Genomic DNA, 22,946 nt, shown 5'->3' with positions numbered 1-22,946 from the left:
GAGGTCGACGACGGCCACGGGCTTGTCGGTCACAGCAGCGACCTCCGCGGGGTCAGCACGTAGCCGGCCTCGTCGACGGCGCCCGCGACGGCCTCGTCGGCCAGCGGGGCGTCGGACGTGACGGTGACCTGCGAGGACCCGCCGACGACGAGCGCGATGTCGACGCCGCGGACACCGGGCAGGGCGGTGAGCTCGGTGGTGACGTGCTGGACGCAGTGCGCGCAGGTCATGCCGTCGACGCCGAAGGTGGTGGTCTGGCTCATGAGTTCTCTCCTCGGGGGACGGGGTTCAGCTGCGGACGAGGCGGGCGATGGCGTCGGACGCCTCCTTGACCTTCGCGGCGCCCTCCTCGGGCGACTGCCGGGCCGCGTCGACGACGCAGTGGGCCAGGTGGTCCTCGACGAGGCCGATGCTCACGGCCTGCAGCGCCTTGGTCACGGCGGCGATCTGGGTCAGGACGTCGATGCAGTAGACGTCCTCGTCGACCATGCGGGCGATGCCCCTGACCTGGCCCTCGACGCGACGCAGGCGCTTGAGGTAGTCGTCCTTGGCGTCGGTGTATCCGTGCACGATGGCCTCCTGGGTGTCGTCGGGCGTCCGACGGCACCAACAAGGTACCCCCCAGGGGTATTCCCGACGGCGGGATGAAGGCCCCGCGGGCGGCACAATGGCTCCATGCGAGTCTCGGCGAAGGCTGACTATGCGGTGCGGGCGTGCGCCGAGCTGGCGGCGAGCCCGCACGGCGACCCGGTGGCGGCCGACGTGCTGGCCGCAGGCCAGGGGCTGCCGGTCAGCTTCGTCGAGCGGATCCTCGGTGACCTGCGCCGCGCGGGCATCGTCGCCAGCGTCCGGGGCCGCTCGGGCGGCTACCGGCTCGCCCGCGAGGCCGGCCAGATCACGCTCGCCGAGGTCATCCGGGCGGTCGACGGCCCACTGGTCACCGTCCGTGACGTGCGGCCGCCCAGCCTGGCTTACGAGGGCTCCGCGGCGGCACTGCTCGACGTCTGGGTCGCGCTGCGGGTTAGCGTCCGCGAGGTGCTCGACCAGGTGACGCTCGAGTCGCTGGTCAGGGGCGCGCTGCCCGAGCACGTGCGGACCATGGCGGCCAGTGCGGGCGCGTGGGAGAACCCCTGAGCCTCGTCCAGCCGGTGGGCATTCGTCTCATGATGTGAATGCAGACTTGAACACCGACCCCTCGGATCGGGATTATCGACCAATCGCGCCGGCGTCGTCGGCCGGTTCCCCCCGTTCCCGAGGTAGGTCCCCCCGTGCGCAAGCTGGTCCTCCTGGCCGTCGTCGGCCTCGCTGCCCAGCTCGTCGACGGCAGCCTCGGCATGGCGTACGGCGTCACCTCGACGACGCTCCTGCTCGCCATCGGTACCAACCCCGCGGCTGCGTCGGCCACGGTCCACCTGGCCGAGATCGGCACGACGCTCGCCTCGGGCGTCTCGCACTGGCGGTTCGGCAACGTGGACTGGCGCGTGGTGCGCCGCGTCGGTGTGCCGGGCGCGATCGGCGCCTTCCTGGGCGCGACCTTCCTCGCGAACCTCTCCCTCGACGTCGCGGCTCCGGTCATGTCCGCGATCCTGCTCACGCTGGGCCTCTACATCCTCGTGCGGTTCACCGTGAAGGGGCTCCGCAAGGACCGCCTGGGGCAGCCCCTGCGCAAGCGGTTCCTCGCGCCGCTCGGCCTGTTCGCGGGCTTCGTCGACGCCACGGGCGGCGGTGGGTGGGGCCCGGTCGGGACGCCCGCGCTGCTCGCGTCCGGCCGGATGGAGCCGCGCAAGGTGATCGGCTCGATCGACACGAGCGAGTTCCTCGTCTCGATCGCCGCGAGCCTCGGCTTCCTGCTGGCGCTCGGCTCGGCAGGGATCGACGTCGCGTGGGTGCTCGCGCTGCTGATCGGCGGGGTGATCGCCGCGCCCATCGCCGCGTGGCTCGTCCGCCTGATCCCGCCGCGGATCCTCGGCTCGGCGGTCGGCGGCGTCATCGTCCTGACGAACACGCGCACGCTGCTGCGCTCGGACTGGCTGAACCTCGGCGGGACGACCACCGCGGCGCTGGTCCTCGGGTTCGTCGCGCTCGTCTGGGCCGCTGCCGTGGCGTGGTCGGTGCGCGCGTACCGCCGGGAGGCCTCGGCGGAGGCGGCCGAGGCCGAGCTCGAGGCGCTCACCGCGCAGCCCGCCGCGACGCACTGAGAGGTGCGCCTCCCGCGGCCGGGGCATACTCGGCGCGATGAGCAGTACGCCCCCGGGGCCGATGGCGGACCCCGACGACGAGCAGCCGGGCGCCCGGCCGACCGCGTGGCACCCCACGCCTGCGGTCCCGTTCCCTCGTCCGGCGCCGCCCGACGAGCCGGCGGTCCTCACCGGCACCCCCGTGCCGCCGCCGTCCCCACCCGCGCGGAGCGAGGTCCCCGGGTGGCCCCTGCGCGCGAGCTGGCGACCCCGGGTCACGGCGTTCGCGCTCGACGTGACGGTGATGACGGCGCCGCTGCTGATCGCGCTCGCCTACGACGACGCGGTGGTGGCCGGGCTCGGGATCGCGTGGTGGCTGGCGTGGTTCGTCGGCAACCGGGTGCTGGCGCAGGGCCGGTACGGGGCGTCGCTGGGCAAGCAGCTCACCGGGCTGCGCCTGGTCCGCGAGAGCACCGGGCTGCCTGTCGGCGCCCGCGGCGCGCTCGTGCGCGAGCTCGCCCACGTGACCGACGCGGTGCTGCTCGTCGGCTTGCTCCGCCCGCTGTGGGACGCGCGCCGGCGCACCTTCGCCGACTCGCTGTGCGCGACGGCGGCTGTGCAGCTCCCGGACTAGGCCTGGGCGGCCGCCCGAGCCGCGGCCGGGAGGGCCGCCTCGATCGCGCTCAGCGCATCGTCGTCGTGCGCGGCCGAGACGAACCACGCCTCGTACGGCGAGGGCGGTGCGTACACGCCTCCCTCGAGCAGCGCGTGGAAGAACGGCGCGTAGCGGAACGACTCCGTGGCCAGGACCGATGCGTAGTCACGGGCGCCCTCGGTCGCCGCGTCGGGGCCGAACATGATCGAGAACAGGTTGCCCGCGTACTGCACGGCGTGCGGCACGCCCTCGGCGGCGAGCGCGGCGCTGACCGACGCGCGCAGCCGCGCGGAGGCCGCGTCGACCGTCGCGTAGACGCCGGCGTCGGCGAGCTGCAGCGTCGTGAGCCCGGCGGCCGTGGCGACCGGGTTCCCGGACAGCGTGCCCGCCTGGTAGACCGGCCCCGACGGCGCGAGCTGCGCCATCACGTCGCGGCGACCGCCGACGGCCGCGACCGGCAGGCCGCCGCCGATGACCTTGCCGAAGGTGAACAGGTCCGGCGCCCAGCCCTCGCGCAGGCCCTCGAGCCCCCACCAGCCGGAGTAGCCCACGCGGAAGCCGGTGAGCACCTCGTCCTGGATGAGCAGCGCCCCGTGCTCGAGCGTGATGCGGCGCAGCTCGGCGTTGTAGCCCGGCAGCGGCGGGACGACACCCATGTTGGCGGGCGCGGCCTCGGTGACGACGGCCGCGATCCGGTCGCCGTGCGCGACGAACACGGTCTCGAGCGCGTCGAGGTCGTTGTAGGGGACGACGATCGTCTCGGCGGCGGTCGCCGCGGAGACGCCGGCCGAGTCGGGCAGGCCGAGCGTCGCGACACCCGAGCCGGCCTGGGCCAGCAGCGCGTCGACGTGGCCGTGGTAGCAGCCGGCGAACTTCACGACGAGGTCGCGGCCCGTGAACGCGCGCGCCAGGCGCAGCGCCGTCATGGTCGCCTCGGTGCCGGTCGACACCAGGCGGATCGACTCGGCGGCGGGCACCCGGTACCGGACCGCCTCGACGAGGTCGACCTCGGTGGTGGTCGGGGCGCCGAAGCTCAGGCCGCGCGCGGCGGCCTCCTGCACGGCGGCGACGACCTGCGGGTGCGCGTGCCCGAGCAGCGCCGGACCCCAGGAGCCGACGAGGTCCACGTACGTGCGACCGTCGACGTCGGTGACGTGCGCACCGCTCGCGCTCGCGACGAACAGCGGCGTGCCACCGACCGCCCCGAACGCGCGCACCGGCGAGTTCACCCCGCCGGGGATCACGGACTGGGCGTGCGCGAACACCTCGGCGCTCGTCGTCGGGCTCATCGGGTCTCCTCCGCCAGCCATCCGGCCAGCTCCGTCGCGTAGTACGTCAGTACGTGATCGGCACCGGCGCGTCGGATGCTGAGCACGGACTCGAGAATCGCCCGTCTGCGCTCGATCCACCCGTTTGCCGCAGCGGCCTCGATCATCGCGTACTCGCCCGACACCTGGTAGGCGGCGACCGGCACGGTCGAGGCCGCGGCCACGTCCGCCAGCACGTCGAGGTAGGACATGGCCGGCTTGACCATGACGACGTCCGCGCCCTCGGCGATGTCGATCGCGATCTCGCGGGCCGCCTCGCGGCGGTTGGCCGGGTCCATCTGGTACGTGCGGCGGTCACCCTCGAGCTGCGACTCCACGGCCTCGCGGAACGGGCCGTAGAACGCGCTCGCGTACTTCGCGGCGTACGCCAGCACCGCGACGTCCTGGTGCCCCGCGTCGTCGAGGGCGTCACGGACGACGGCCGTCTGGCCGTCCATCATCCCGCTGAGCCCGACGAGGTGGGCGCCGGCCGCCGCCTGCGCGAGCGCCATGTCGGCGTACCGGACCAGCGTCGCGTCGTTGTCGACCGTGCCGGTCGGGGTCAGCACCCCGCAGTGGCCGTGGTCGGTGAACTCGTCGAGGCACAGGTCGGCCTGCACGACGAGAGCGTCGCCGGCCTCCGCCACCGCGTCCGCGATCGCGAGGTTGAGGATGCCGTCCGGCTCGGTGGCCTGCGAGCCGACCGCGTCGCGCACCGCCGGGATCGCGAAGAGCATGACGCCGCCGAGTCCCGCGGCGGCGGCCTCGGCGACCGCCTGCTTCAGCGAGTCGCGGGTGTGCTGCACGACGCCCGGCATCGAGGTGATCGGGCGCGGCTCGGTCAGGCCCTCGCGCACGAAGACCGGGAGCACGAGCTCGGCGGGGTGCAGCCGCGTCTCGGCGACGAGGCGGCGCATCGCGGGGGTCGCGCGCGTGCGGCGCAGGCGTACACGTCCGGGGGTGGGGGTCATCTCAGCGCTCCTCGGCTGCGTGTGCTGCTGCGTGTGCTGCTGCCTGCGACAGGGCCTCGACGAGGCCCGTCATGGTCTGGGTGGTGGCCGTCGCCGCGAGGGGGAGGCCGACGCGGTGCGCCTCGGCGGCCGTCGTCGGCCCGATCGCCACGAGCAGTGTGCCCGACGGCGGCGCACCGAGCTGGGCGACGAGCTCACGGACCGTGCTGGTCGAGGTGAGCAGGGCGGCGCGGATGTCACCGCCCGCCCACGCCTCCCGCACCTCCGCCGGGGGCGGGTCCGCCGGCACCGTGCGGTAGGCCACGACGTCGTCGACCTGCCAGCCGCGCGTGCGCAGGCCGTCCGTCAGGGTCGGCGCCGCCAGGTCGCCGCGCGGGAACAGGACGCGGGTCCGCTCGCCGCGCGGCGCGGGCCAGGCGGCGACGAGCGACTGGGCCGTGGACGGCGCCGGGGGGGTGAGGTCCACCTCGACGCCCGCGTCGCGCAGGGCGCGGGCGGTGCCCGGGCCGACGGCCGCGACGGAGACCTCGGCCGTCAGGTCCGCCAGCGTCCGGCCCGCTGCCGCGGCACGCGCCGCCAGCACCGGCACCGCGGCGGCGCTCGTCAGGACGAACCAGCGGTACCAGCCCGCGCCGAGCGCGAGCAGCACGTCGTCGAGCGGGCCGAGGTCCTCGGGGGGGACGGTCGCGATGAGGGGGACGACCTCGGCGGACGCACCCGCGGCGGCGAGCGCGACGACGGCGGGGCTGGTGCCGGCCACGGGCCGGGGGACCAGGACGCGCCAGCCCGCCAGGGGGCTGGTCATCGGGTCGCGCCGAGCTCGGCCAGGTCGGCGGCTCCCGCCGCGAGCAGGTCCTCGGCGAGGCGGGTGCCGAGCGCGCGTGCGGCGTCCTCGGTGGGGCCGGGCGTGCTCGCCGAGCGGCGCAGGGTCGCGGTGCCGTCCGGGCGGGCGACGACGGCGTCCATGCGGATCGCGTCGTCGGTCACGGTGGCGAGGGCACCGATGGGCGCCGCGCAGCCGGCCTCGAGGCGGGCGAGCAGCGCGCGCTCCGCGACGACGGCCAGGCGGGTCGGGGCGTGGTCCAGCGCCCGCAGGGCGGCGGCGAGCGGGGCGTCGTCCGGCTCCGTGGCGCGGACCTCGATCGCCAGCGCGCCCTGCCCGGGGGCCGGTGCCATCACCGCGGGGTCGAACAGCTCGGTGACCGCGTCGAGGCGCCCCAGCCTGGCGAGGCCCGCACGGGCCAGGACCACGGCGTCGAGGTCACCGGGTCCGGTGCCCGAGCCCGCGACCCGGCCGAGTCGGGTGTCGACGTTGCCGCGGATGTCGACGACGACGACGTCGGGCCGGGCGGCGAGCAGCTGTGCGGCCCGGCGCGGCGAGCCCGTGCCGACGACGGCGCCGGTCGGCAGGGTCTCGAGCGTGAGGCCGTCGCGGGCGCACAGCGCGTCGCGCGGGTCCTCGCGCAGCGGCACCGCGCCGAGCGCGAGGCCGGCCGCGTCGCCGGTGGGCAGGTCCTTGAGCGAGTGCACCGCGACGTCGCACCGGCCGTCGAGCAGCGCGTCGCGCAGGGCGGTGACGAACACGCCCGTCCCGCCGAGGGTCTGCAACGAGCCGGTGAGGCGGTCGCCGTCGGTCCGGACGCGCACGGTCTCGACCTCGAGGTCGGCGAGCGCGGCGAGCGCGTCGGCGACGTGGCCGGTCTGGGTGAGGGCGAGCGCGCTCGCGCGTGTGCCGATGCGGACGTGCTGGGGCATGCCGTCAGTCTCCCTCGCCGCGGCGCGGGTGTCGAAGCGCGCGGGGTCAATTCCGCAGGCGGCCGAACGGACCTGACAAGTCGTCAGGAAATGGCGAGAAATAGTGACGCGGGTCATGCCCGTGCGCCACATTTCTTAGGGTTGCCTGTCCTCCCAAAGAATTGCCTGACGAATTGTCAGAAAGAAATGTGCGCGGGATCACTCGGGGACGAGCGAGCGGCCCGCGGCCCGCGCGTCCGGGATCACTGCCGCGAGGCCGTTGCCCGCGACCCAGGCGCCGGCCACGGCCACGTCGGGCTGCGTGGCCAGCGCGGCCCGGACGGCTGCGACCCAGTCGCGGTGCGCCGCGCTCGGGCGCGGCAGGGCCTGCGTCCAGCGGACGGTGGCGTGCCCGACGACGTCCCGCTCGCGCAGCGGCACGCCGAGCAGCGTGGACGCGTCCGCGAGGGCCGTCGCGAGGTCGGGCGCGGGTCCGTCCTCGCCTGCCCGGCCGTACGACAGCCGGACGACGTGGCGTCCCGCGCCGGCCTCGGCGGCCAGCCACGGCCACTTCGCGGTGGCGTGCGTCAAGGCCTTCGCCTGCACGTCGTCGGCCTCGCGCGCGACCAGGACGCCCGTGCCGCGGGGCGCGGCGTCCAGCGCGGGGGCGTCGAGGACGACGGTGACCAGGGTGACGGCGGCACCGGTGTCGGGGGTCGACCCGAGCCCGACGAGGTGGTCGAGGAGCCCGGGCGCGGGGGCCGCGAGGACGACCCGCTCGGTGCCGATCTCGCCTCCGGGCGTCGTGACGACGAGGCCCCCCGACGCGCGCCGGATGCTCGAGACCGGGGTGCGGAGCCGGATCTCGCCGGCCTGCTCGGCCAGCGCGTCGACGAGGCCGTGGACGCCCCCCGTGAGGCCGGCGACCGCCGTGCCGGCGGGCGCCGCGGCGCGGATCGAGCGGACGGCTCGGGCCAGGGACCCCCGCGACCGTGCGACCGCGGCCGTCAGCCCGGGGGCGACCGCGTCCACGGCGAGATCGTCGGGCTCGGCGGCGTGCACGCCCCCGACGATCGGGCGGACCAGGCGGTCGAGGGCCCGCGCACCCATGCGCGCCCGGACCAGGCCCCCCAGCGTCGTGGCGTCCGCGCCGACCGAGCGCGGGAGGACCAGGTCCAGGGCGGCGCGCGCCGCGCCGAGCGGTCCGAGCGTCCGCCGCACGTCCGACGCGAACGGGGCCGACGGGATGCCGAGCAGTCCCGTGCGGGGCAGGGGGCCGTCACCCGACGGGAGGTGGACCCACGAGCCCAGCCCGCTGGGCGCGCAGACCCCGTCCGCGAGGCCGAGCTCCGCGAGGTAGCCCGCGACGACGCCACCCCGCGTGGCGAACGACTCCGCGCCCGCGTCGAGCCGGAGGCCGGCGACCTCGTGGCCGCGCACCGCCCCGCCGGGGGCGTCGCGGGCGTCGAGCACGAGCGTCCGGACGCCCGCGAGCTCGAGCTCGCGGGCCGCGACGAGGCCCGCCACGCCGGCGCCGACGACGACCGCGCCCCAGCGCTCGCCGAGGCGCTCGTCGGGGTGCTCGCCGGAGGGCACGGCTACAGCGAGTGGATCAGGCCGACGAGGCGCGTGAGCACGTCCGGGTCCGTGGTCGGGGGGACGCCGTGCCCGAGGTTCACCACGTGGCCGGGGGCCGAGGCGCCACGGGCGACGACGTCGCGCACGTGGGCCTCGAGCACGGGCCACGGGGCCGCGAGCAGGGCGGGGTCGATGTTGCCCTGGATCGGGGTGTGGCCGCCGAGCCGGCGCGAGGCCTCGTCGAGCGGGATCCGGTAGTCCACCCCGACGACGTCCGCGCCCACGTCACGCATCGCGGCGAGGAGCTCGCCGGTGCCCGTGCCGAAGTGCACGGTGCGCACGTCCAGGTCCTTGACCTGCGACAACGCGCGGGTCGAGGCGGGCGCGACGTGCTGCGTGTAGTCGCCCAGCGACAGCGAGCCCGCCCACGAGTCGAACAGCTGGGCGGCGCTCGCGCCGGCCAGGACCTGCGCGCGCAGGAAGGCGCCGGTGACGTCCGCAGCCCACTCGGTCAGTGCGCGCCAGGTCTCGGGGTCGGCGTGCATGAGCGTGCGCGCGGCCAGGTGGTCGCGCGACGGCCCGCCCTCGACGAGGTAGGCGGCGAGCGTGAACGGCGCGCCCGCGAAGCCGATGAGCGGCGTGCTGCCGAGCGCCTCGACCGTCAGGGCCACGCCCTGTGCCACGGGCTCGAGGTCGGCCGGGGTCAGCGTGAGCTCACGCAGCCGCGCCACGTCGTCGGCCGTCCGGACCGCGGCGCCCATCACGGGTCCGACGCCGGGCTTGATCTCGACGTCGACGCCGGCGAGCCGCAGCGGCACCACGATGTCGGAGAAGAAGATCGCGGCGTCCACGCCGTGCCGCCGGACCGGCTGCAGCGTGATCTCGCTGGCCAGCTCGGGGGTCAGGCACGCGTCGAGCATCGCGGTGCCGCCCCGGGCGGCCTTGTACTCGGGCAGGGAGCGACCGGCCTGGCGCATGAACCACACGGGCAGGCGTTCGGGGCGCTGACCCGAATATGCGCGCACCAAGGCGGAATGCGTCGTACGGCCGTCGACGAGGGGATGTGTGAGCGGAAGAACCACGCCTCGATTGTGCCTGACAAATGCCGAAGTGATTCAATCGGAGACGTGGTGCTGCTGTCCCTCGTCGCTTCGCACCACGAGCTCGACCTCGCGGTGCTGGAACGTCTCTCGTCGGACGTGGCCGTCGTGGGCGGTGAGCTCGTGTCTGCGTCCCCTTCCATCTCCGGTGCCGTCGTGCTCGCGACGTGCAACCGGTTCGAGCTCTACCTGGATGTCGACGACGCCGCGCACACCCCCGCCGCGCGAGCGGCCGCAGCCGCCGCCGTCGCCGCCCGGTCCGGGTACGACGAGGCGAGCGTCGCGACCCACCTGCACGCGATGACCTCGACCGACGCCGCCGGCCATCTGTTCGCGGTGGCGAGCGGCCTGGAGTCGATGGTCGTCGGCGAGCGTGAGATCGCCGGCCAGGTGCGCCGCGCCCTGACGACCGCTCGGCGCGACGGCACCACGACGAGCGACCTCGAGGCCCTCTTCCAGGCAGCCTCCCGCGTCAGCCGCGCGGTCGACGCTGGCACGGGCCTGGGCGGCGCGGGTCGCTCGGTCGTCGGCGTCGCGCTCGACATCGCCGAGACGGGCCTGCCCGTCTGGTCGGACGTGCGCTGCGTGCTCATCGGCACCGGCTCGTACGCGGGCGCCTCGCTCGCGGCACTCAAGGCGCGCGGCGTCGGGGACGTGCGCGTGTACTCGCCCAGCGGCCGGGCCGGCCAGTTCGCCGCCGCGCGCGGTGTGCGCTCCGTGCCCGCCGGCGCGGACCTCGCGACCGAGCTCGCGAACGTGGACCTCGTGGTCGCCTGCAGCGGCGCCGCGGGTGCCGTGCTCGAGGTGGACGCCCTCGCCGCGGCCCGCCCCGCGGGCGCCAACCCGCTCACCGTCGTCGACCTCGCGCTGCGCCACGACGTCGACCCCGGGGTCCGCGCCCTGCCGGGGGTCCGGCTCGTCTCGCTGCACACCGTCGCCGAGCACGCCCCGGCCGAGCACGCCGCCGTCGAGGCCGCCCGGGGGATCGTCGACGGCGCGGCGCGGGCCTACGAGGCCGAGCGGCGCGTGCGCGAGTGGAACCCCGCCGTCGTCGCGGAGCGCACCCGCGTCCTCGGCGGCCTCGAGTCCGCGCTCGAGGTCCTGCCGGCCGACCTGCGCGACGAGCGCACCGAGCGGGGCCTGCGCCGCCGCACCCGTGCGCTGCTGCACGGCCCGACCGTGAGCGCGCGCGACGCCGCGCGCGCCGGCGACACCGGTGCGTACGCCGCCGCCCTCGCCGCGCTCGCGGCGATCGACGTCCCGGCGGTCGAGCCCGCCTAGCTCCTGACGGCCTGCCGCTGCGGCACGGCCGCCGGGCCCGGCGCCCACGTGTGCGGGACCACCTGGTTGGTCTGGATGTCGGTGAGCTCGGCCGCGTAGACGACGGCCTCGTAGACGCCCGCCTCGACGTGGTCCATCTGGAGGTGCTCGGCGCGGTCGATGTCGTCGCCGAGGTGCGAGATGCGGGCGACGACGTAGCGCTGGGCGTCCTGCCACTGGTCGACGACCCGCACCGAGAGGCCGTTCCACTGCGCGGTGAGGTCCAGCTCGAAGAGCTCGGTGACCTCCTGGCGGGGGACGCGGCGGTACCAGCGGCCGTTCGCGGACTGGCGGAAGCCGGTCTCGGCGAGCGGCGGGTTCGCGAGCGCGAGGACGAGGGTGTGCCCGTTGTCGACGACGTCCGCCTCGAGGTACGCACCGTGCCACTTGGCGACCGGCCCGACGCAGCGGGACAGCGACGCCAGCGCGGGGCGGGGGCTCCCGAGGTGGGTCAACGACCAGCCGGTGCCCACGTCGCCGTACCGGGCGAGCAGCGTCGCGGTGCCGTCGGCGTGCACGCGCACGAGCTCGGCGCCCGGCGGGATGCGCGAGTGGCGCAGCCACCACAGCGGGACGATGTAGCCGGGCACGTCGCGGTACTGCAGCTGCGGGGAGGACTCGAAGCGCAGCACGTCGATGTGCTCGTCGTGCGGGCTGAACGGCGACCCGGGGTACCCGAGGCCGTGGACCTCGAACAGCTGCGAGGGGGTCGTGGCGAACGAGACGTCGGCCGCGCGCACGACGTACCCCGCGAGCCGGTCGTGGCCGGCCGCCAGGTGGGCGTGCGACAGCGCAGGCGTGATCGCCTTCTGCATGAGCGTCACGGGGCTACCTCGCCAAGGGACGGTCGAGCGCCGCGAGCTCGGGGGGAGCGCGGGAACTCGGATGAACACGGATGAAACGGACGGGGGGTGCGCGCACGATTGTGCAGACAAACCGGGCGCGTGTCCAGGTCGGGTCCATCGTCCGGGTGACGGCGTGGCGCCACCCGAGGGGTCAGTCCTCCAGGTAATGGACCAGCGAGGCGGCCAGGCCCGTGTAGGACGCGGGCGTCAGAGCGGCGAGCCGAGCGGCGACGTCGTCGGGCAGCCCGAGGCCGGCGATGAACTCGCGCATGTCGTCGGCCGTGAGCCGGCGACCGCGCGTGAGCTCCTTGAGCCGCTCGTACGGGTTCTCCATCCCCGTGACCCCGGCCACCGAGGCCGCGCGCATGGCCGACTGGACGGGCTCGCCGAGCACCTCCCAGTTCTCGTCGAGCTCGCGGGCCAGCAGGTCCGCGTCGACGGAGAGCGCGCGCATGCCGCGGCGCACGTTGTCGATCGCCAGGAGGCTGTGCCCGAACGCGGGTCCGATGTTGCGCTGCGTGGTCGAGTCCGTGAGGTCGCGCTGCAGGCGGCTCGTGACGAGCGTCGCCGCGAGCGTGTCGAGCAGGGCGGAGGAGATCTCGAGGTTGGCCTCGGCGTTCTCGAACCGGATCGGGTTGACCTTGTGCGGCATCGTCGAGCTGCCCGTCGCGCCGGCCACCGGGATCTGCGTGAAGACCCCGCGGCTGATGTACGTCCACACGTCGGTCGCCAGGTTGTGCAGCACGCGGTTGTAGCGCGCGACGTCCGCGTAGAGCTCGGCCTGCCAGTCGTGCGACTCGATCTGCGTGGTGAGGGGGTTCCACGTCAGGCCCAGGTGCTCGACGAACGCCTTGCTGACGGCCGGCCAGTCGGCCCCCGGGACGGCGACCACGTGCGCGCCGTAGGTGCCGGTCGCGCCGTTGAGCTTGCCGAGGAACTCGTCGGCCCCGATGCGGCGCAGCTGGCGGCGCAGCCGGTGGGCGAGCACGGCGAGCTCCTTGCCGAGCGTCGTCGGCGTGGCGGGCTGGCCGTGCGTGAGCGCCAGCAGGGGCTGGTCCTTGAGCTCGGTGGCGAGCGCGGCGACCTCGTCGGCCACGGCGGAGGCGGCCGGCAGCCAGACCTCACGGACCGCGTCGCGGACCATCAGCGCGTAGGACAGGTTGTTGATGTCCTCGCTCGTGCACGCGAAGTGGACGAGCTCGCCGACGTCGCGGAGCCCCGAGCCCTCCGGCGCGGCAGCGAGCCGTCGCTTGAGGAAGTACTCGACCGCCTTCACGTCGTGCACGGTCGTGCGCTCGATCTCGGCCAGCTCGGCGATCTCGTCGGCGCCGAACGTCGCGACGACGTCGCGCAGGTAGGCCTCGTCGGCCGGCGTGAGCGTCGGGGCACCGGGGACCACGCCGTGCTGGGCCAGGTGGATGACCCACTCGACCTCGACGTGCACGCGCTCGCGGTTGAGCGCGGCCTCCGAGAGGTGGTCGACGAGCGGGGCGACGGTGGCCCGGTAGCGGCCGTCGAGCGGCCCGAGGGCGATCGCGGGGTTCACGTCGGCCAGGCTCACGCGCGCAGTCATGGCCACATCGTCCCAGAACCTCCGCACCGGGACGCGCCCGCGTCCACGGTCCGCGTCGTTACCCTGGGCACGCGATCGACGAGAGGGGGGCACGTGCAGCGCACGCAGGAGGCACGACGAGCCGTCGTGGCCGTCGTCCTCGTGGCGCTCGTCGTGCTCGGTGCCGCCCTCGCCGGGCCGTGGCACGTGACCCCGCGCGGGACCGCGCTCCCGGCTCTCCGGATCACGATGCCGCCCCGCCCGACGCAGACGCAGGCGTCGCCCCCGGCCGAGCTGACGGGCGGTCCCAGCCACGTCGGGGCGCCCGGCTGGATCCTCTACGCCGTGCTCGCGCTGCTCCTGGGCCTGCTCACCTGGTACCTCGCACCCAAGGTGCGCCGTGCCCTCAACGCGTGGTCCGCCCGCAGCGAGGCCGTGCCCGAGGGCGGCGACCCGGGCGACCTCCTCGGCGCGGAGGTCCTGCCCGCCACGCCCGTGCTCGAGCAGGGCGTGGCCCGTGCGGCGCGGTTCCTCGCGGACGACCGGGTCCCGCCCGGCGACGCCGTCATCGCCGCCTGGGTCGCGCTCGAGGAGTCCGCGGCCCGCAGCGGCGTGGTGCGCGACCGCGCGCAGACCGCGTCCGAGTTCACCGTCGACGTCCTCGGCGCGACGCAGGCCGACGCCGCGGCCACCCGTCGGCTCCTGTCCCTCTACCTCGCCGCCCGCTACAGCGAGCACCGCCTCACGCCGCAGGACGTCGCCACCGCCCGCGACGCGCTGACCCTGCTCGCCGACGGCGTCGCGCACCTGCGGAGGGCCGACGCGTGACGCGGCGCCAGGTCCGCAGCGCGATCATCGGCCTCGTGCTCGGCACGGGGGTCGCGCTGACCAGCGTCGCGCTCGGCACCGCCCTCCTGCTCGGCCTGGCCGTCGCCGGGACCGTCGTGGTGGTCGGGCGCGCGACCGCCGACGTCGAGCCAGAGGTCGGGCACGAGCGGCGGGTCCGGCGCGACGGCGTGCGCGGCGAGGTGCAGGACCTCGCGTGGTCGCTCGTCGGCCGCGACGGACGGGTGGGCGAGCGCGCGCTGCGCCGGCTGCGCGACGCGGGCGTGACCCGGATGGCCCGGCACGGCGTCGCGCTGGCCGACCCCGCCGACGCCCCCCGCGCGCGCGAGCTGCTCGGCGACCGCGCCTACGTGACCCTGACGCGCATGTCCCACCCGCTGCCCAGCGTCGCCGACGCGCGGCACACCATCGGCGCGCTCGAGCGTCTCGGATCCAACAGCCCGGAGACCCCATGACGAATCCCCTGCCCGTCGCCGACGTCGCCACCGCCGGGCGCGCGGTCCTCGACGAGGTCGCCACCGCCGTCGTCGGCATGCGCGAGCCCCTGCGCGTCGCGCTCGCCGCCGTCCTCGCGTCGGGCCACGTGCTGTTCGAGGACGTCCCCGGACTCGGCAAGACGCTGGCCGCCCGGTCCCTGGCCACCGCGCTGGGCCTGGAGTTCCGCCGGGTGCAGTGCACGCCCGACCTGCTGCCCTCGGACATCACCGGCTCGAGCGTGTTCGACCCCGCGACCACGTCGTTCGAGTTCCGCCCGGGCCCGGTGTTCGCCGGCCTGCTGCTGGCCGACGAGATCAACCGGACCGCACCCAAGACGCAGTCCGCCCTGCTCGAGGCCATGGCCGAGCGGCAGGTGACCGTCGACGGCGTCACCCACCAGCTGCCGCAGCCGTTCCACGTGTTCGCGACGAGCAACCCGGTCGAGTACGAGGGCACCTACCCGCTGCCGGAGGCGCAGCTCGACCGGTTCATGGTGCGGCTGGCCGTGGGCTACCCGGACCGCGACGCGGAGGTCGACGTGCTCGCGCGCCGGCTGGAGCGCCGGGCCGAGGGGGCGCCCGTGCGGACCGTCGTCGACGGCGCCACGCTGCTCGGCATGCAGGCCGGCGTCGAGGCCGTCACGGTCGACCCCGACGTGCTGCGCTACTGCGTCGACCTCGCGGCCGCGACGCGCGAGCACGCCGCCGTCGAGGTGGGCGCCTCGCCGCGCGGCTCGCAGGCCCTCGTGCTCGTGGCCCGCGCGCTCGCCGTGCTCGACGGCCGCGACTTCGTCGCCCCGGAGGACGTCAAGACCGTCGCCGTGCCCACGCTCGCCCACCGCATCTCGCTCACCCCGCAGGCGTGGGCGGGCGGCGTCGCGCCGCAGCGCGTCGTGGACGAGGTCCTGCACACGGTCGCGGGGCCGACGACCGCCCGGCGCGTCCCGGCCGACGCGTGAACGAACGCTGGACGCGGGCCCGCGCCACGACCGCCGCGGTGGTCGTGGGGGCCGTGCTGCTCCTGACGGGCGCCCTGCTCGGGCGCCCGGACGTCGCCGTGCTCGGCGCCGCGCCCGTCGTGGCGGCCGTGCTCGACTGGCGGCGTCGGCCCTCGCAGGCCGTGCAGGTCCGGCTCGACGCGCCCGACGAGTCGCCGCCGGCCGGCGTCCTGGCCGCCGACGTGACGGTGGTCGCGCCGCCCGGTGCGGCGGCGGTGCTGGTCGGGGTGCGGAGGCACGAGAGCGAGCTGGACGAGGTCCTGGTCCGCGTCGACGGCACCCGGGTGCTGCCGCTCGTCGTGGAGACCATGCGCACCGGGCCGCAGCCGCTGGCGGAGGTCGACGCGGTGGGGATGGGCGTGGGCGCGGCCAGCGTGTCCGAACCCGCGGAGCCGGCGGCGCGCTCGGTCGTCGTGCTGCCCGCGACACGGCCCCTCGAGGAGCTGCCGCTGCCCCCGCGCCTGCGCGGCCTGACCGGCGGGCACGACTCCCGGCGGCCCGGCGAGGGGGGCTCGCTGCGCGACGTCCACCAGTTCGCCCCCGGCGACCGGCTGCGCCGCATCGACTGGCGCGTCACGGCGCGCCGATCGCCGCGCCTGCAGGAGCTGTACGTGCGCCGCGAGCACGCGCTGGCCGAGGCCGCCGTCATGCTCGTCGTCGACTCGCGCGACGACGTCGGTCCGGACCCCGCCACCTGGCGCGGCACCGTCCGGCCCGCGACGAGCGACTCGACCTCGCTCGACCTGGCCCGGCAGGCGGCCGCGTCGGTCGCGCAGGGGTTCCTCGCCCTGGGCGACCGGGTGGGCCTCGACGACCTCGGTGCCCTGCGCCGCCCCCTGCCGCCCGGGGGCGGGCGCCGCCAGCTCGACCGGATCCGGCAGGCGCTCGCGGTGACGTCGCCCGAGGGGGAGCCGCGGCGGCGGGTGCGCGCGCCCCAGGTCCCGTCCGGCGCGCTGGTCGTCGTGTTCTCCACGTTCCTCGACGACGACGCGGCCGAGGTCGCCGCCCAGTGGCGGCGCACCGGGCACCGCGTGGTCGCGGTCGACGTGCTGCCCGCGCTGCGCGACAAGCACCTCGACGACAAGCAGCGGCTCGCGCTGCGCCTGGTGCGCATGATGCGCGAGGACCGGCTCGCCACGCTCGCGGACGCCGACGTCGAGCTCGTCGCCTGGCGCACGTCGCCCGGCGTGGGGCTCGCGCGGCTCGCCCGCCGGGCGCAGCGCCGCGTCGGCGCGGGGGCGCGATGAGCGCGGCACGCGAGGCGCAGCTCACCACGGCCGCGACCGTGCCCGCCCTCGTGCTGCGCGCGGTCCTGGGCGTGCTCGTGGCCGTGCTCGTCGTCCTCGCCTGGGCGGCGAGCTACGACGTCCTCGGTGCCGTCGTCGGGGTCGCCGCCGCGATCGGGGCGTACGTCGCGCTGCGGCCGTGGTCGGTGGTGGCTGCGCTCGCGGTCGCGCTGGCGGGCTTCCTCGTGCTCGTGGGTGGCCCGGCCTCCCTGCCCACCGTGATGGTCCTCGTGCTGCTCGTCCACCTCGTCCTGTGGGGCGCGGCACTCGGCGCGCGCACGTCCTGGCGCGCGCGGGTCGAGGTGGGCGTCGTGCTCGACGGGCTGCGGTCGCTGGCCGGCGTCCAGGCCGGTGCGCAGGTGCTCGCCGTCGTCGCGGTGCTGCTGGCCGGGGCCGAGGTCGGTGCCGCCGACGTGTGGCGGGCCGCCGCGATGCTCGCCGCGATCGGCGTCGCCGTGCTGGTCCTCCCGCGGGCACCGTCCGCCGACTGAGGCGTCCACAGCCCCGGCGGCTCGGGGCCGCGTCCACAGATCGCGTCGTGCCCGCCCGGCGCCCGGTGGCCGCCGGCCTACCGTCGCCGCATGCTCGACGACCCCGTCCCGTTCCTGCTGTCCGCCCTCGACGCCTCCGGTCGCGCCCGGCGCTGCCTGGTCGCCGCGGGTGGCGTGCCGTGGAGCGGAGCGGTGGCCGTGCGGTACCGGTCCGAGATCGACGTCGCCGTGCTCGAGGCGGCGGCGCTGGACCGGGCCGTCGGGGAGCTGGTCGCCCTCGTGGGGTGCCGGGTGTGAGCGGTGTCCCCTGGGGCGACGGCGTGCGGGCCGTCGGCGGACCGGGGCCGACGGCGGTCGAGCTGCGGGACCTCGACGCCGCGGCCGCGGCGCTCGGGGCGGCCGCGCGTGCGCTGCGGGCGTGCGCGGCCGACCTGCGGGCCGCGGCGCGGGTGGTCGACCGCCTCGACGCCGTGCTGGTCCCCGCCCCTGTCGCCTACCCGTTCGACGCCGCCCGGGCGGAGGCCCTCGCGCGCGCCGCCTGGGCCGCGGCGGCCCGGGCCGACGACCTGGTGCGGCGGCTGCGGCGGGTGGTCGAGCTCTACGTCGAGGCGGAGTCGTGGGTGGCGCGGACGGTCCGGGAGGTGGTCGCCCTGCAGGCGCACGTGGTGGGGGAGGTCCCGCTGGTGTGGCCGCTCGTGGCACCGCTGGCGCCCGTGGTGGTCGCCGCAGCCGCGGCCGGAGACCCGCGGGCGCTCGCCGGCCGGCAGGTGCCGTCGTCGCTCGTCGGGCCCGTCGCCGGGTTCCTGCGTGGCGCGCTGCCCGGCACGCGGGTGCCCAGCGGTCGCCCGCTCGGGCCCCTGGCGCAGGAGCTGGTCGGCGGCGACCCGGCACCCACCGCGCTCGTGCCCCGGTCCGACCCGCCCGGGCTGCCCGCGCCGCGGTCCGCCGCCGACGTGCTGCGCAACGTGTCCGCCTCCTACCCGGCTGCCCACGGCGGCGCGCCCGGCACGCCGCCGTCGACCATCTCCGTGCAGCGCCTGACCCACCCGGACGGCAGCCACGGCTGGGTCGTCGAGATCCCGGGGACGCAGAGCGCGGGCTTCGGCGGCGACGTCGCCACGGACATGACCACCAACGCGCGCCTCGTCGCCGGGCTGCCCGACGACATGTCGAGCGGCGTCCTGCACGCGCTGCGCGACGCGGGCGTGCCGCCCGACGAGCCCGTCCTGCTCGCGGGCCACAGCCAGGGCGGGATGGTGGCGGTCGCCGCGGCCGCGCTCGCCGTGGGCTCCTACGACGTGCGCGCGGTGCTCACCGCCGGCTCACCGGACGTGCCGCGCGCGGTGCCGGCCGGCGTCCAGGTGCGTCACTACCGGATCGACGAGGACCTCGTGCCGCAGACCGACGGCCGCCCGGACGCCGTGAGCCGCGACGTCGTGTCGGTGCGCCGGAGCATCGGCTCGGCGAACCTCGCGCACGCCCACGGGCTCGACCAGTACGTGCGGACCGCCGAGCTCGCCGACGCCCAGCTTGCGGGGAGCCCGGCGCTGCGCGGGTTCGACGCGGCGCTCGCAGGGGTGCTCGGCCCGGCCGGGACGACGGCGGAGACGCGGCAGTTCGCGGTCACGCGGGCGCCCGACGCGGTCGTGACCGACCCGGCGACGGGGCGACGCCGCGTCCCTCGACTCGACCCGGCGCCCGGCGTCAGTCCCGGCGGCTCTCCGGGATGAGGACCGAGAGCGCGAAGCTGACGATCGAGATGATCAGGCCGCCGAGCACCGCCCACCAGAAGTCGTCCACGCGCAGGCCCCAGGTCGTGAACTCGGTGATCCACGCGGTGAGCATGAGCATGAGGGCGTTGACCACGAGCGTGAACAGCCCGAGCGTGAGGATGTACAGCGGGATCGACAAGATCGCCACGATCGGCTTGACGATCGCGTTGACCAGGCCGAACACGAGCGCGATCAGCACGATGATGCCGACGTGCTGCCACGTGGTGTCGTAGCCGACGATGTCGAGGCCGGACAGCAGGATCGTCGCGAGCCAGATGGCGACGCCGTTGATGAGGACGCGGAGCAGGAAGGCCATCCCGCGATCCTGCCATCTGGGGAGGCCTTCGGCCCGGTTCCCGGCCGCGACGGGGTGGCATGCTGGCACCCGTGACCCGCGTCCCCTTGCGCCAGGCCCTCTCCGACCTCCCGCCGTACGTGCCGGGCGGCCGCGCCCCGGTCGGTGCCGCGGCGTTCAAGCTCTCCTCCAACGAGAACCCGTACCCGCCGCTGCCGTCGGTCGTCGCCGCGATCATCGACGCCGCGGCCGACGTCAACCGGTACCCGGACATGTACGCGACCGAGCTGTCCGAGGCGATCGCCTCGTCGCTCGGGGTCGCGCCCGAGACGATCGTGACCGGCTGCGGCTCGGTCGCGGTGCTGGGGCACGTTCTGTCGGCGGTCTGCGAGTCCGGCGACGAGGTGGTCGTCCCGTGGCGGTCCTTCGAGGCCTACCCGATCGCCATCTCCCTGGCGGGCGCGACCGGCGTGCGCGTCCCGCTCGCCCCGGGTGGGTGTCTCGACCTCGAGGCGATGGCCGCCGCCGTCACCCCGCGGACGCGCGTCGTGCTCGTGTGCACCCCCAACAACCCGACCGGCCCGGCGGTGCACGCCGACGAGCTGGCCACGTTCCTCGCGGCGGTCCCCTCCGACGTCCTCGTCGTGCTCGACGAGGCCTACGTGGAGTTCGTCCGCGACCCCGACGCGCCCGACGCCCTGGCCGTCTTCGCCGACCACCCGAACGTCGTCGTGCTGCGGACGTTCTCCAAGGCGTACGGCCTGGCCGGCCTGCGGGTCGGCTTCGCGGTCGCCCGCCCGCGCCTGGCCGCCGGGATCCGCGCGGCCTCGACGCCGTTCGGGGTGTCCCACGCGGGCCAGCTGGCCGCGCTCGCGTCGCTGCGCGCGTCGGGGGAGCTGCTCGCGCGCGTCGACCGCATCGTCGGTCAGCGCACCCGGCTGCTCGAGGGCCTGCGTGCCCAGGGGTGGGACGTGCCGGACAGCCAGGCCAACTTCGTCTGGCTGCCGCTCGGCGAGGCCTCGAGCGCCTTCGCGGAGCGGTCTGCCCGCGCGGGGGTCGTCGTCCGGCCCTTCGCCGGCGACGGCGTGCGGGTCAGCGTCGGCGAGCCCGAGGCGGTCGACCTGTTCCTCGAGATCGCGGCGGCCCAGCACACGCGATGACGGGTCTGTCGGGAGTCCACAAGGCGCGCGTCGCCGCGTTGTCGGAGGGCTTCTGGCGCAACCTACGGTTGCGTAGGCTACGGTGACGTAGGTTCGGGACAACCCACTCGGACTGACCGGTGCGGCCTCCGGGCCGCGGCACGCGAAGGAGCTACCGCGTGAGCTCGACCTCCCTCCCCGAGAGCCAGACGCCCACGACCCCCACCCCCGGGTCGGACGCCTCAGCGACGGGCCCCCTGACCACGGACGGGCTCGTGCAGCTGCTCGACCACGAGGGCCGTCGCGTCGCGAACCCGACGTACGACGCCCTCGTCGCCCACCTCGACGCGGACGACCTGCGCGCGATGTACCGCGACATGGTGCTCGTGCGCCGGTTCGACACCGAGGCGACCGCGCTGCAGCGCCAGGGCGAGCTCGCGCTGTTCGCCCAGGCCCTCGGCCAGGAGGCCGCGCAGATCGGCTCGGGGCACGCCCTGGCCCCGCAGGACCACGTCTTCCCGAGCTACCGCGAGCACGGCGTGGCGCACACGCGCGGCGTCGACCTCACGGACGTCCTGCGCCTGTTCCGCGGCGTCGACCACGGCGGCTGGGACCCCGTGGCGCACGGCTTCCACCTGTACACGCTGGTCATCGGCTCGCACACGCTGCACGCCACCGGCTACGCGATGGGCGTCCAGCGCGACGGCGACGTCGGCACGGGCGACCCGACGCGGGACACCGCGGTCGTCGCCTACTTCGGCGACGGGGCGACCTCGCAGGGCGACGTGAGCGAGGCGCTCGTGTTCGCCGCCGTCAACGAGGCCCCGGTCGTGTTCTTCTGCCAGAACAACCAGTGGGCCATCTCCGAGCCGACGACGAACCAGTCGACGGTGCCGCTCGCGAACCGGGCGCCCGGGTTCGGCATCCCCGCGGTCCGGGTCGACGGCAACGACGTGCTGGCCAGCTACGCGGTGACGCAGGAGGCCCTGCAGCGCGCGCGGTCCGGCGGCGGGCCCACGTTCATCGAGGCGTTCACGTACCGGATGGGCGCGCACACCACGTCCGACGACCCGAGCCGGTACCGCTCGTCGGAGCAGGAGGAGCACTGGCGTCGTCGCGACCCGATCGACCGGCTCCGCACCTACCTCGAGCAGCTGGGCCAGCTGCCGACCTCGTTCCTCGACCAGCTCGACGCCGAGGCGGACGCGCTCGGCGAGCGCATCCGCACCACGGTCCGGGCGATGGGTCGCCCGTCGCCCGCCTCGATGTTCGAGCACGTCTACGCGACGCCCCACGCGGTCGTCGAGAGCGAGCGCGCCTGGTTCGAGCGGTACGAGGCCTCGTTCCTCGACGCGCAGCACGGCGAGGGGAGCGCCCGATGACCACGACAACCGTCCCGGCCGCCGACGCGCTCACCGGAACGCAGCGCCTGACCTTCGCCAAGGCGATCACCCTCGGCCTGCGGCGCGCGCTGGCCGACGACCCGAACGTGCTGCTCATGGGCGAGGACATCGGCAAGCTCGGCGGCGTCTTCCGCGTCACCGACGGGCTGCAGGCCGAGTTCGGCGCGAAGCGCGTGGTCGACACCCCGCTCGCCGAGTCCGGCATCATCGGCACCGCGATCGGGCTGGCCATGCGCGGCTACCGGTCGGTGTGCGAGATCCAGTTCGACGGCTTCATCTTCCCGGCGTTCGACCAGATCACGACGCAGCTGGCCAAGATGCACTACCGCTCACGCGGCCGGCTCACGCTGCCCGTCGTGATCCGCGTGCCCTACGGCGGCGGCATCGGCGCGGTCGAGCACCACAGCGAGTCGCCCGAGGCGCTGTTCGCCCACACGGCCGGCCTGCGGGTCGTCACGCCGTCGAGCCCCGCGCAGGCCTACGCGATGATCCAGGAGGCCGTGCGGTCCCCGGACCCCGTGCTGTTCTTCGAGCCCAAGGGTCGCTACTGGGAGAAGGGCGACGTCGACCTCGACGCGCCCGCGACCAACGGCCTGGACGGCGCGCGCGTGGTCCGCCAGGGCACCGACATCACGCTCGTCGCCTACGGCCCGACCGTGCAGACGGCGCTCAAGGCCGCGGACACCGCCGCGGCCGAGGGCACGAGCATCGAGGTCGTCGACCTGCGCGCGCTCTCGCCGCTCGACACCGCGACCGTGGCCGAGTCCGTGCGCAAGACCGGCCGCTGCGTCGTCGTGCACGAGGCACCCGTGCTCTACGGGACCGGTGCCGAGGTCGCGGCCCGCGTCACCGAGGAGTGCTTCTTCCACCTCCAGGCGCCCGTGCTGCGGGTCGGGGCCTTCCACACGCCCTACCCGGTGGCCAAGATCGAGCACGACTACCTGCCGAGCCTGGACCGCGTGCTCGACGCGGTGGACCGCTCGCTCGCCTTCTGACCCTTC

The 22,946-nt window shown here is 75.7% G+C and carries 25 protein-coding genes; 14 read left to right on the top strand and 11 right to left on the bottom strand.

Going from position 1 to position 22,946, the window contains the following annotated elements; translation table 11 throughout:
* Window positions 1-29: 29 nt before the first annotated feature.
* Together EDF34_RS14690 and EDF34_RS14685 are read right to left on the bottom strand one after the other, a co-directional pair.
* Window positions 30-263, bottom strand: a complete 234-nt coding sequence (locus tag EDF34_RS14690; protein WP_123372239.1) for a heavy-metal-associated domain-containing protein — start codon at window positions 261-263, stop codon at window positions 30-32.
* A gap of 25 nt (window positions 264-288) precedes the next feature.
* Window positions 289-570, bottom strand: coding sequence for a metal-sensitive transcriptional regulator (locus tag EDF34_RS14685; RefSeq protein ID WP_123372238.1), 282 nt, complete (start codon window positions 568-570; stop codon window positions 289-291).
* A 105-nt stretch (window positions 571-675) separates the two neighbouring features.
* Here EDF34_RS14685 and EDF34_RS14680 point away from each other — a divergent pair, with 105 nt between their 5' ends.
* From EDF34_RS14680 to EDF34_RS14670, 3 genes are all read left to right on the top strand, one after another.
* A complete protein-coding gene (locus tag EDF34_RS14680) occupies window positions 676-1,134 on the top strand; it encodes an Rrf2 family transcriptional regulator (protein ID WP_123372237.1) in 459 nt (152 codons plus the stop codon).
* Between the two features lie 134 nt (window positions 1,135-1,268).
* On the top strand, window positions 1,269-2,198 hold the full coding sequence (locus EDF34_RS14675) for a sulfite exporter TauE/SafE family protein (protein WP_123372236.1): 930 nt from the start codon (window positions 1,269-1,271) through the stop codon (window positions 2,196-2,198).
* A gap of 37 nt (window positions 2,199-2,235) precedes the next feature.
* Complete coding sequence (locus EDF34_RS14670; protein ID WP_123372235.1) at window positions 2,236-2,811, top strand: RDD family protein; 576 nt, start codon at window positions 2,236-2,238, stop codon at window positions 2,809-2,811.
* On the opposite strand, the gene hemL is transcribed toward EDF34_RS14670, so the two are convergent.
* The 6 genes from hemL to hemE form a co-directional block, all read right to left on the bottom strand.
* Window positions 2,808-4,121, bottom strand: coding sequence for a glutamate-1-semialdehyde 2,1-aminomutase (hemL, locus tag EDF34_RS14665; protein ID WP_123372234.1), 1,314 nt, complete (start codon window positions 4,119-4,121; stop codon window positions 2,808-2,810). The genes EDF34_RS14670 and hemL overlap by 4 nt on opposite strands.
* Window positions 4,118-5,110, bottom strand: coding sequence for a porphobilinogen synthase (gene hemB, locus EDF34_RS14660; protein WP_123372233.1), 993 nt, complete (start codon window positions 5,108-5,110; stop codon window positions 4,118-4,120). Before hemB ends, hemL begins: the two co-directional genes overlap by 4 nt.
* 1 nt (window position 5,111) lies before the next feature.
* Complete coding sequence (locus tag EDF34_RS14655; protein ID WP_123372232.1) at window positions 5,112-5,915, bottom strand: uroporphyrinogen-III synthase; 804 nt, start codon at window positions 5,913-5,915, stop codon at window positions 5,112-5,114.
* Window positions 5,912-6,865 (bottom strand): hydroxymethylbilane synthase, encoded by a 954-nt coding sequence (hemC, locus tag EDF34_RS14650; RefSeq protein WP_123372231.1) that lies wholly within the window; start codon window positions 6,863-6,865, stop codon window positions 5,912-5,914. The genes EDF34_RS14655 and hemC overlap by 4 nt, the downstream gene beginning before the upstream one ends.
* A 198-nt stretch (window positions 6,866-7,063) precedes the next feature.
* Window positions 7,064-8,440, bottom strand: coding sequence for an NAD(P)/FAD-dependent oxidoreductase (locus tag EDF34_RS14645; protein WP_123372230.1), 1,377 nt, complete (start codon window positions 8,438-8,440; stop codon window positions 7,064-7,066).
* A 2-nt stretch (window positions 8,441-8,442) separates the two neighbouring features.
* Window positions 8,443-9,504: a uroporphyrinogen decarboxylase gene (hemE, locus tag EDF34_RS14640; RefSeq protein WP_123372229.1), complete on the bottom strand. Its 1,062-nt coding sequence runs from the start codon at window positions 9,502-9,504 to the stop codon at window positions 8,443-8,445.
* A 45-nt stretch (window positions 9,505-9,549) separates the two neighbouring features.
* Between hemE and EDF34_RS14635 the strand changes: the two genes are divergently transcribed.
* Window positions 9,550-10,803 (top strand): glutamyl-tRNA reductase, encoded by a 1,254-nt coding sequence (locus tag EDF34_RS14635; RefSeq protein WP_233575405.1) that lies wholly within the window; start codon window positions 9,550-9,552, stop codon window positions 10,801-10,803.
* Here EDF34_RS14635 and EDF34_RS14630 read toward each other — a convergent pair.
* Window positions 10,800-11,657: a hypothetical protein gene (locus tag EDF34_RS14630; protein WP_233575417.1), complete on the bottom strand. Its 858-nt coding sequence runs from the start codon at window positions 11,655-11,657 to the stop codon at window positions 10,800-10,802. The genes EDF34_RS14635 and EDF34_RS14630 overlap by 4 nt on opposite strands.
* A 181-nt stretch (window positions 11,658-11,838) precedes the next feature.
* Window positions 11,839-13,260 carry an adenylosuccinate lyase gene (gene purB / locus EDF34_RS14625; RefSeq protein WP_123372227.1) on the bottom strand — a complete coding sequence of 474 codons (1,422 nt, stop codon included), beginning with the start codon at window positions 13,258-13,260 and terminating at the stop codon, window positions 11,839-11,841.
* Between the two features lie 93 nt (window positions 13,261-13,353).
* Between purB and EDF34_RS14620 the strand changes: the two genes are divergently transcribed.
* The 7 genes from EDF34_RS14620 to EDF34_RS14590 all read left to right on the top strand — a co-directional run bounded on the left by EDF34_RS14620 (window position 13,354) and on the right by EDF34_RS14590 (window position 19,066).
* Window positions 13,354-14,067, top strand: a complete 714-nt coding sequence (locus tag EDF34_RS14620) for a DUF4129 domain-containing protein (protein WP_123372226.1) — start codon at window positions 13,354-13,356, stop codon at window positions 14,065-14,067.
* Window positions 14,064-14,540 (top strand): hypothetical protein, encoded by a 477-nt coding sequence (locus tag EDF34_RS14615; RefSeq protein ID WP_123372225.1) that lies wholly within the window; start codon window positions 14,064-14,066, stop codon window positions 14,538-14,540. Before EDF34_RS14620 ends, EDF34_RS14615 begins: the two co-directional genes overlap by 4 nt.
* The gene (locus EDF34_RS14610; RefSeq protein ID WP_123372224.1) at window positions 14,537-15,520 is read left to right on the top strand and encodes a MoxR family ATPase; all 984 of its coding nucleotides are present in this window, start codon (window positions 14,537-14,539) and stop codon (window positions 15,518-15,520) included. Before EDF34_RS14615 ends, EDF34_RS14610 begins: the two co-directional genes overlap by 4 nt.
* Window positions 15,517-16,806, top strand: coding sequence for a DUF58 domain-containing protein (locus EDF34_RS14605; RefSeq protein WP_123372223.1), 1,290 nt, complete (start codon window positions 15,517-15,519; stop codon window positions 16,804-16,806). The genes EDF34_RS14610 and EDF34_RS14605 overlap by 4 nt, the downstream gene beginning before the upstream one ends.
* A complete protein-coding gene (locus EDF34_RS14600; RefSeq protein ID WP_123372222.1) occupies window positions 16,803-17,336 on the top strand; it encodes a hypothetical protein in 534 nt (177 codons plus the stop codon). The genes EDF34_RS14605 and EDF34_RS14600 overlap by 4 nt, the downstream gene beginning before the upstream one ends.
* Window positions 17,337-17,426: 90 nt before the next feature.
* Window positions 17,427-17,633, top strand: coding sequence for a hypothetical protein (locus tag EDF34_RS14595; RefSeq protein ID WP_123372221.1), 207 nt, complete (start codon window positions 17,427-17,429; stop codon window positions 17,631-17,633).
* Window positions 17,630-19,066, top strand: a complete 1,437-nt coding sequence (locus tag EDF34_RS14590; RefSeq protein WP_123372220.1) for a hypothetical protein — start codon at window positions 17,630-17,632, stop codon at window positions 19,064-19,066. Before EDF34_RS14595 ends, EDF34_RS14590 begins: the two co-directional genes overlap by 4 nt.
* Here EDF34_RS14590 and EDF34_RS14585 read toward each other — a convergent pair.
* Window positions 19,041-19,424, bottom strand: coding sequence for a phage holin family protein (locus EDF34_RS14585; RefSeq protein WP_123372219.1), 384 nt, complete (start codon window positions 19,422-19,424; stop codon window positions 19,041-19,043). The genes EDF34_RS14590 and EDF34_RS14585 overlap by 26 nt on opposite strands.
* A 71-nt stretch (window positions 19,425-19,495) precedes the next feature.
* Here EDF34_RS14585 and hisC point away from each other — a divergent pair, with 71 nt between their 5' ends.
* The 3 genes from hisC to EDF34_RS14570 all read left to right on the top strand — a co-directional run bounded on the left by hisC (window position 19,496) and on the right by EDF34_RS14570 (window position 22,940).
* Window positions 19,496-20,563 carry a histidinol-phosphate transaminase gene (gene hisC / locus EDF34_RS14580; protein WP_305038129.1) on the top strand — a complete coding sequence of 356 codons (1,068 nt, stop codon included), beginning with the start codon at window positions 19,496-19,498 and terminating at the stop codon, window positions 20,561-20,563.
* Between the two features lie 158 nt (window positions 20,564-20,721).
* Window positions 20,722-21,924 (top strand): pyruvate dehydrogenase (acetyl-transferring) E1 component subunit alpha, encoded by a 1,203-nt coding sequence (gene pdhA, locus EDF34_RS14575; RefSeq protein ID WP_370450081.1) that lies wholly within the window; start codon window positions 20,722-20,724, stop codon window positions 21,922-21,924.
* The gene (locus EDF34_RS14570) at window positions 21,921-22,940 is read left to right on the top strand and encodes an alpha-ketoacid dehydrogenase subunit beta (RefSeq protein ID WP_123372217.1); all 1,020 of its coding nucleotides are present in this window, start codon (window positions 21,921-21,923) and stop codon (window positions 22,938-22,940) included. Before pdhA ends, EDF34_RS14570 begins: the two co-directional genes overlap by 4 nt.
* Window positions 22,941-22,946: the final 6 nt, after the last annotated feature.

The organism is Cellulomonas sp. PhB150, from assembly GCF_003755175.1.
Classification (GTDB): domain Bacteria; phylum Actinomycetota; class Actinomycetes; order Actinomycetales; family Cellulomonadaceae; genus Cellulomonas.
This window is presented reverse-complemented; position numbering and strand designations above follow the sequence as displayed.

Coding starts and splice junctions, on each gene's coding strand:
- EDF34_RS14690 (WP_123372239.1), bottom strand. CDS start 263: ATGAGCCAGACCACCACCTTCGGCGTCGACGGCATGACCTGCGCGCAC.
- EDF34_RS14680 (WP_123372237.1), top strand. CDS start 676: ATGCGAGTCTCGGCGAAGGCTGACTATGCGGTGCGGGCGTGCGCCGAG.
- EDF34_RS14670 (WP_123372235.1), top strand. CDS start 2,236: ATGAGCAGTACGCCCCCGGGGCCGATGGCGGACCCCGACGACGAGCAG.
- hemL (WP_123372234.1), bottom strand. CDS start 4,121: ATGAGCCCGACGACGAGCGCCGAGGTGTTCGCGCACGCCCAGTCCGTG.
- hemB (WP_123372233.1), bottom strand. CDS start 5,110: ATGACCCCCACCCCCGGACGTGTACGCCTGCGCCGCACGCGCGCGACC.
- EDF34_RS14655 (WP_123372232.1), bottom strand. CDS start 5,915: ATGACCAGCCCCCTGGCGGGCTGGCGCGTCCTGGTCCCCCGGCCCGTG.
- hemC (WP_123372231.1), bottom strand. CDS start 6,865: ATGCCCCAGCACGTCCGCATCGGCACACGCGCGAGCGCGCTCGCCCTC.
- EDF34_RS14630 (WP_233575417.1), bottom strand. CDS start 11,657: ATGCAGAAGGCGATCACGCCTGCGCTGTCGCACGCCCACCTGGCGGCC.
- purB (WP_123372227.1), bottom strand. CDS start 13,260: ATGACTGCGCGCGTGAGCCTGGCCGACGTGAACCCCGCGATCGCCCTC.
- EDF34_RS14610 (WP_123372224.1), top strand. CDS start 14,537: ATGACGAATCCCCTGCCCGTCGCCGACGTCGCCACCGCCGGGCGCGCG.
- EDF34_RS14600 (WP_123372222.1), top strand. CDS start 16,803: ATGAGCGCGGCACGCGAGGCGCAGCTCACCACGGCCGCGACCGTGCCC.
- EDF34_RS14595 (WP_123372221.1), top strand. CDS start 17,427: ATGCTCGACGACCCCGTCCCGTTCCTGCTGTCCGCCCTCGACGCCTCC.
- EDF34_RS14585 (WP_123372219.1), bottom strand. CDS start 19,424: ATGGCCTTCCTGCTCCGCGTCCTCATCAACGGCGTCGCCATCTGGCTC.
- EDF34_RS14570 (WP_123372217.1), top strand. CDS start 21,921: ATGACCACGACAACCGTCCCGGCCGCCGACGCGCTCACCGGAACGCAG.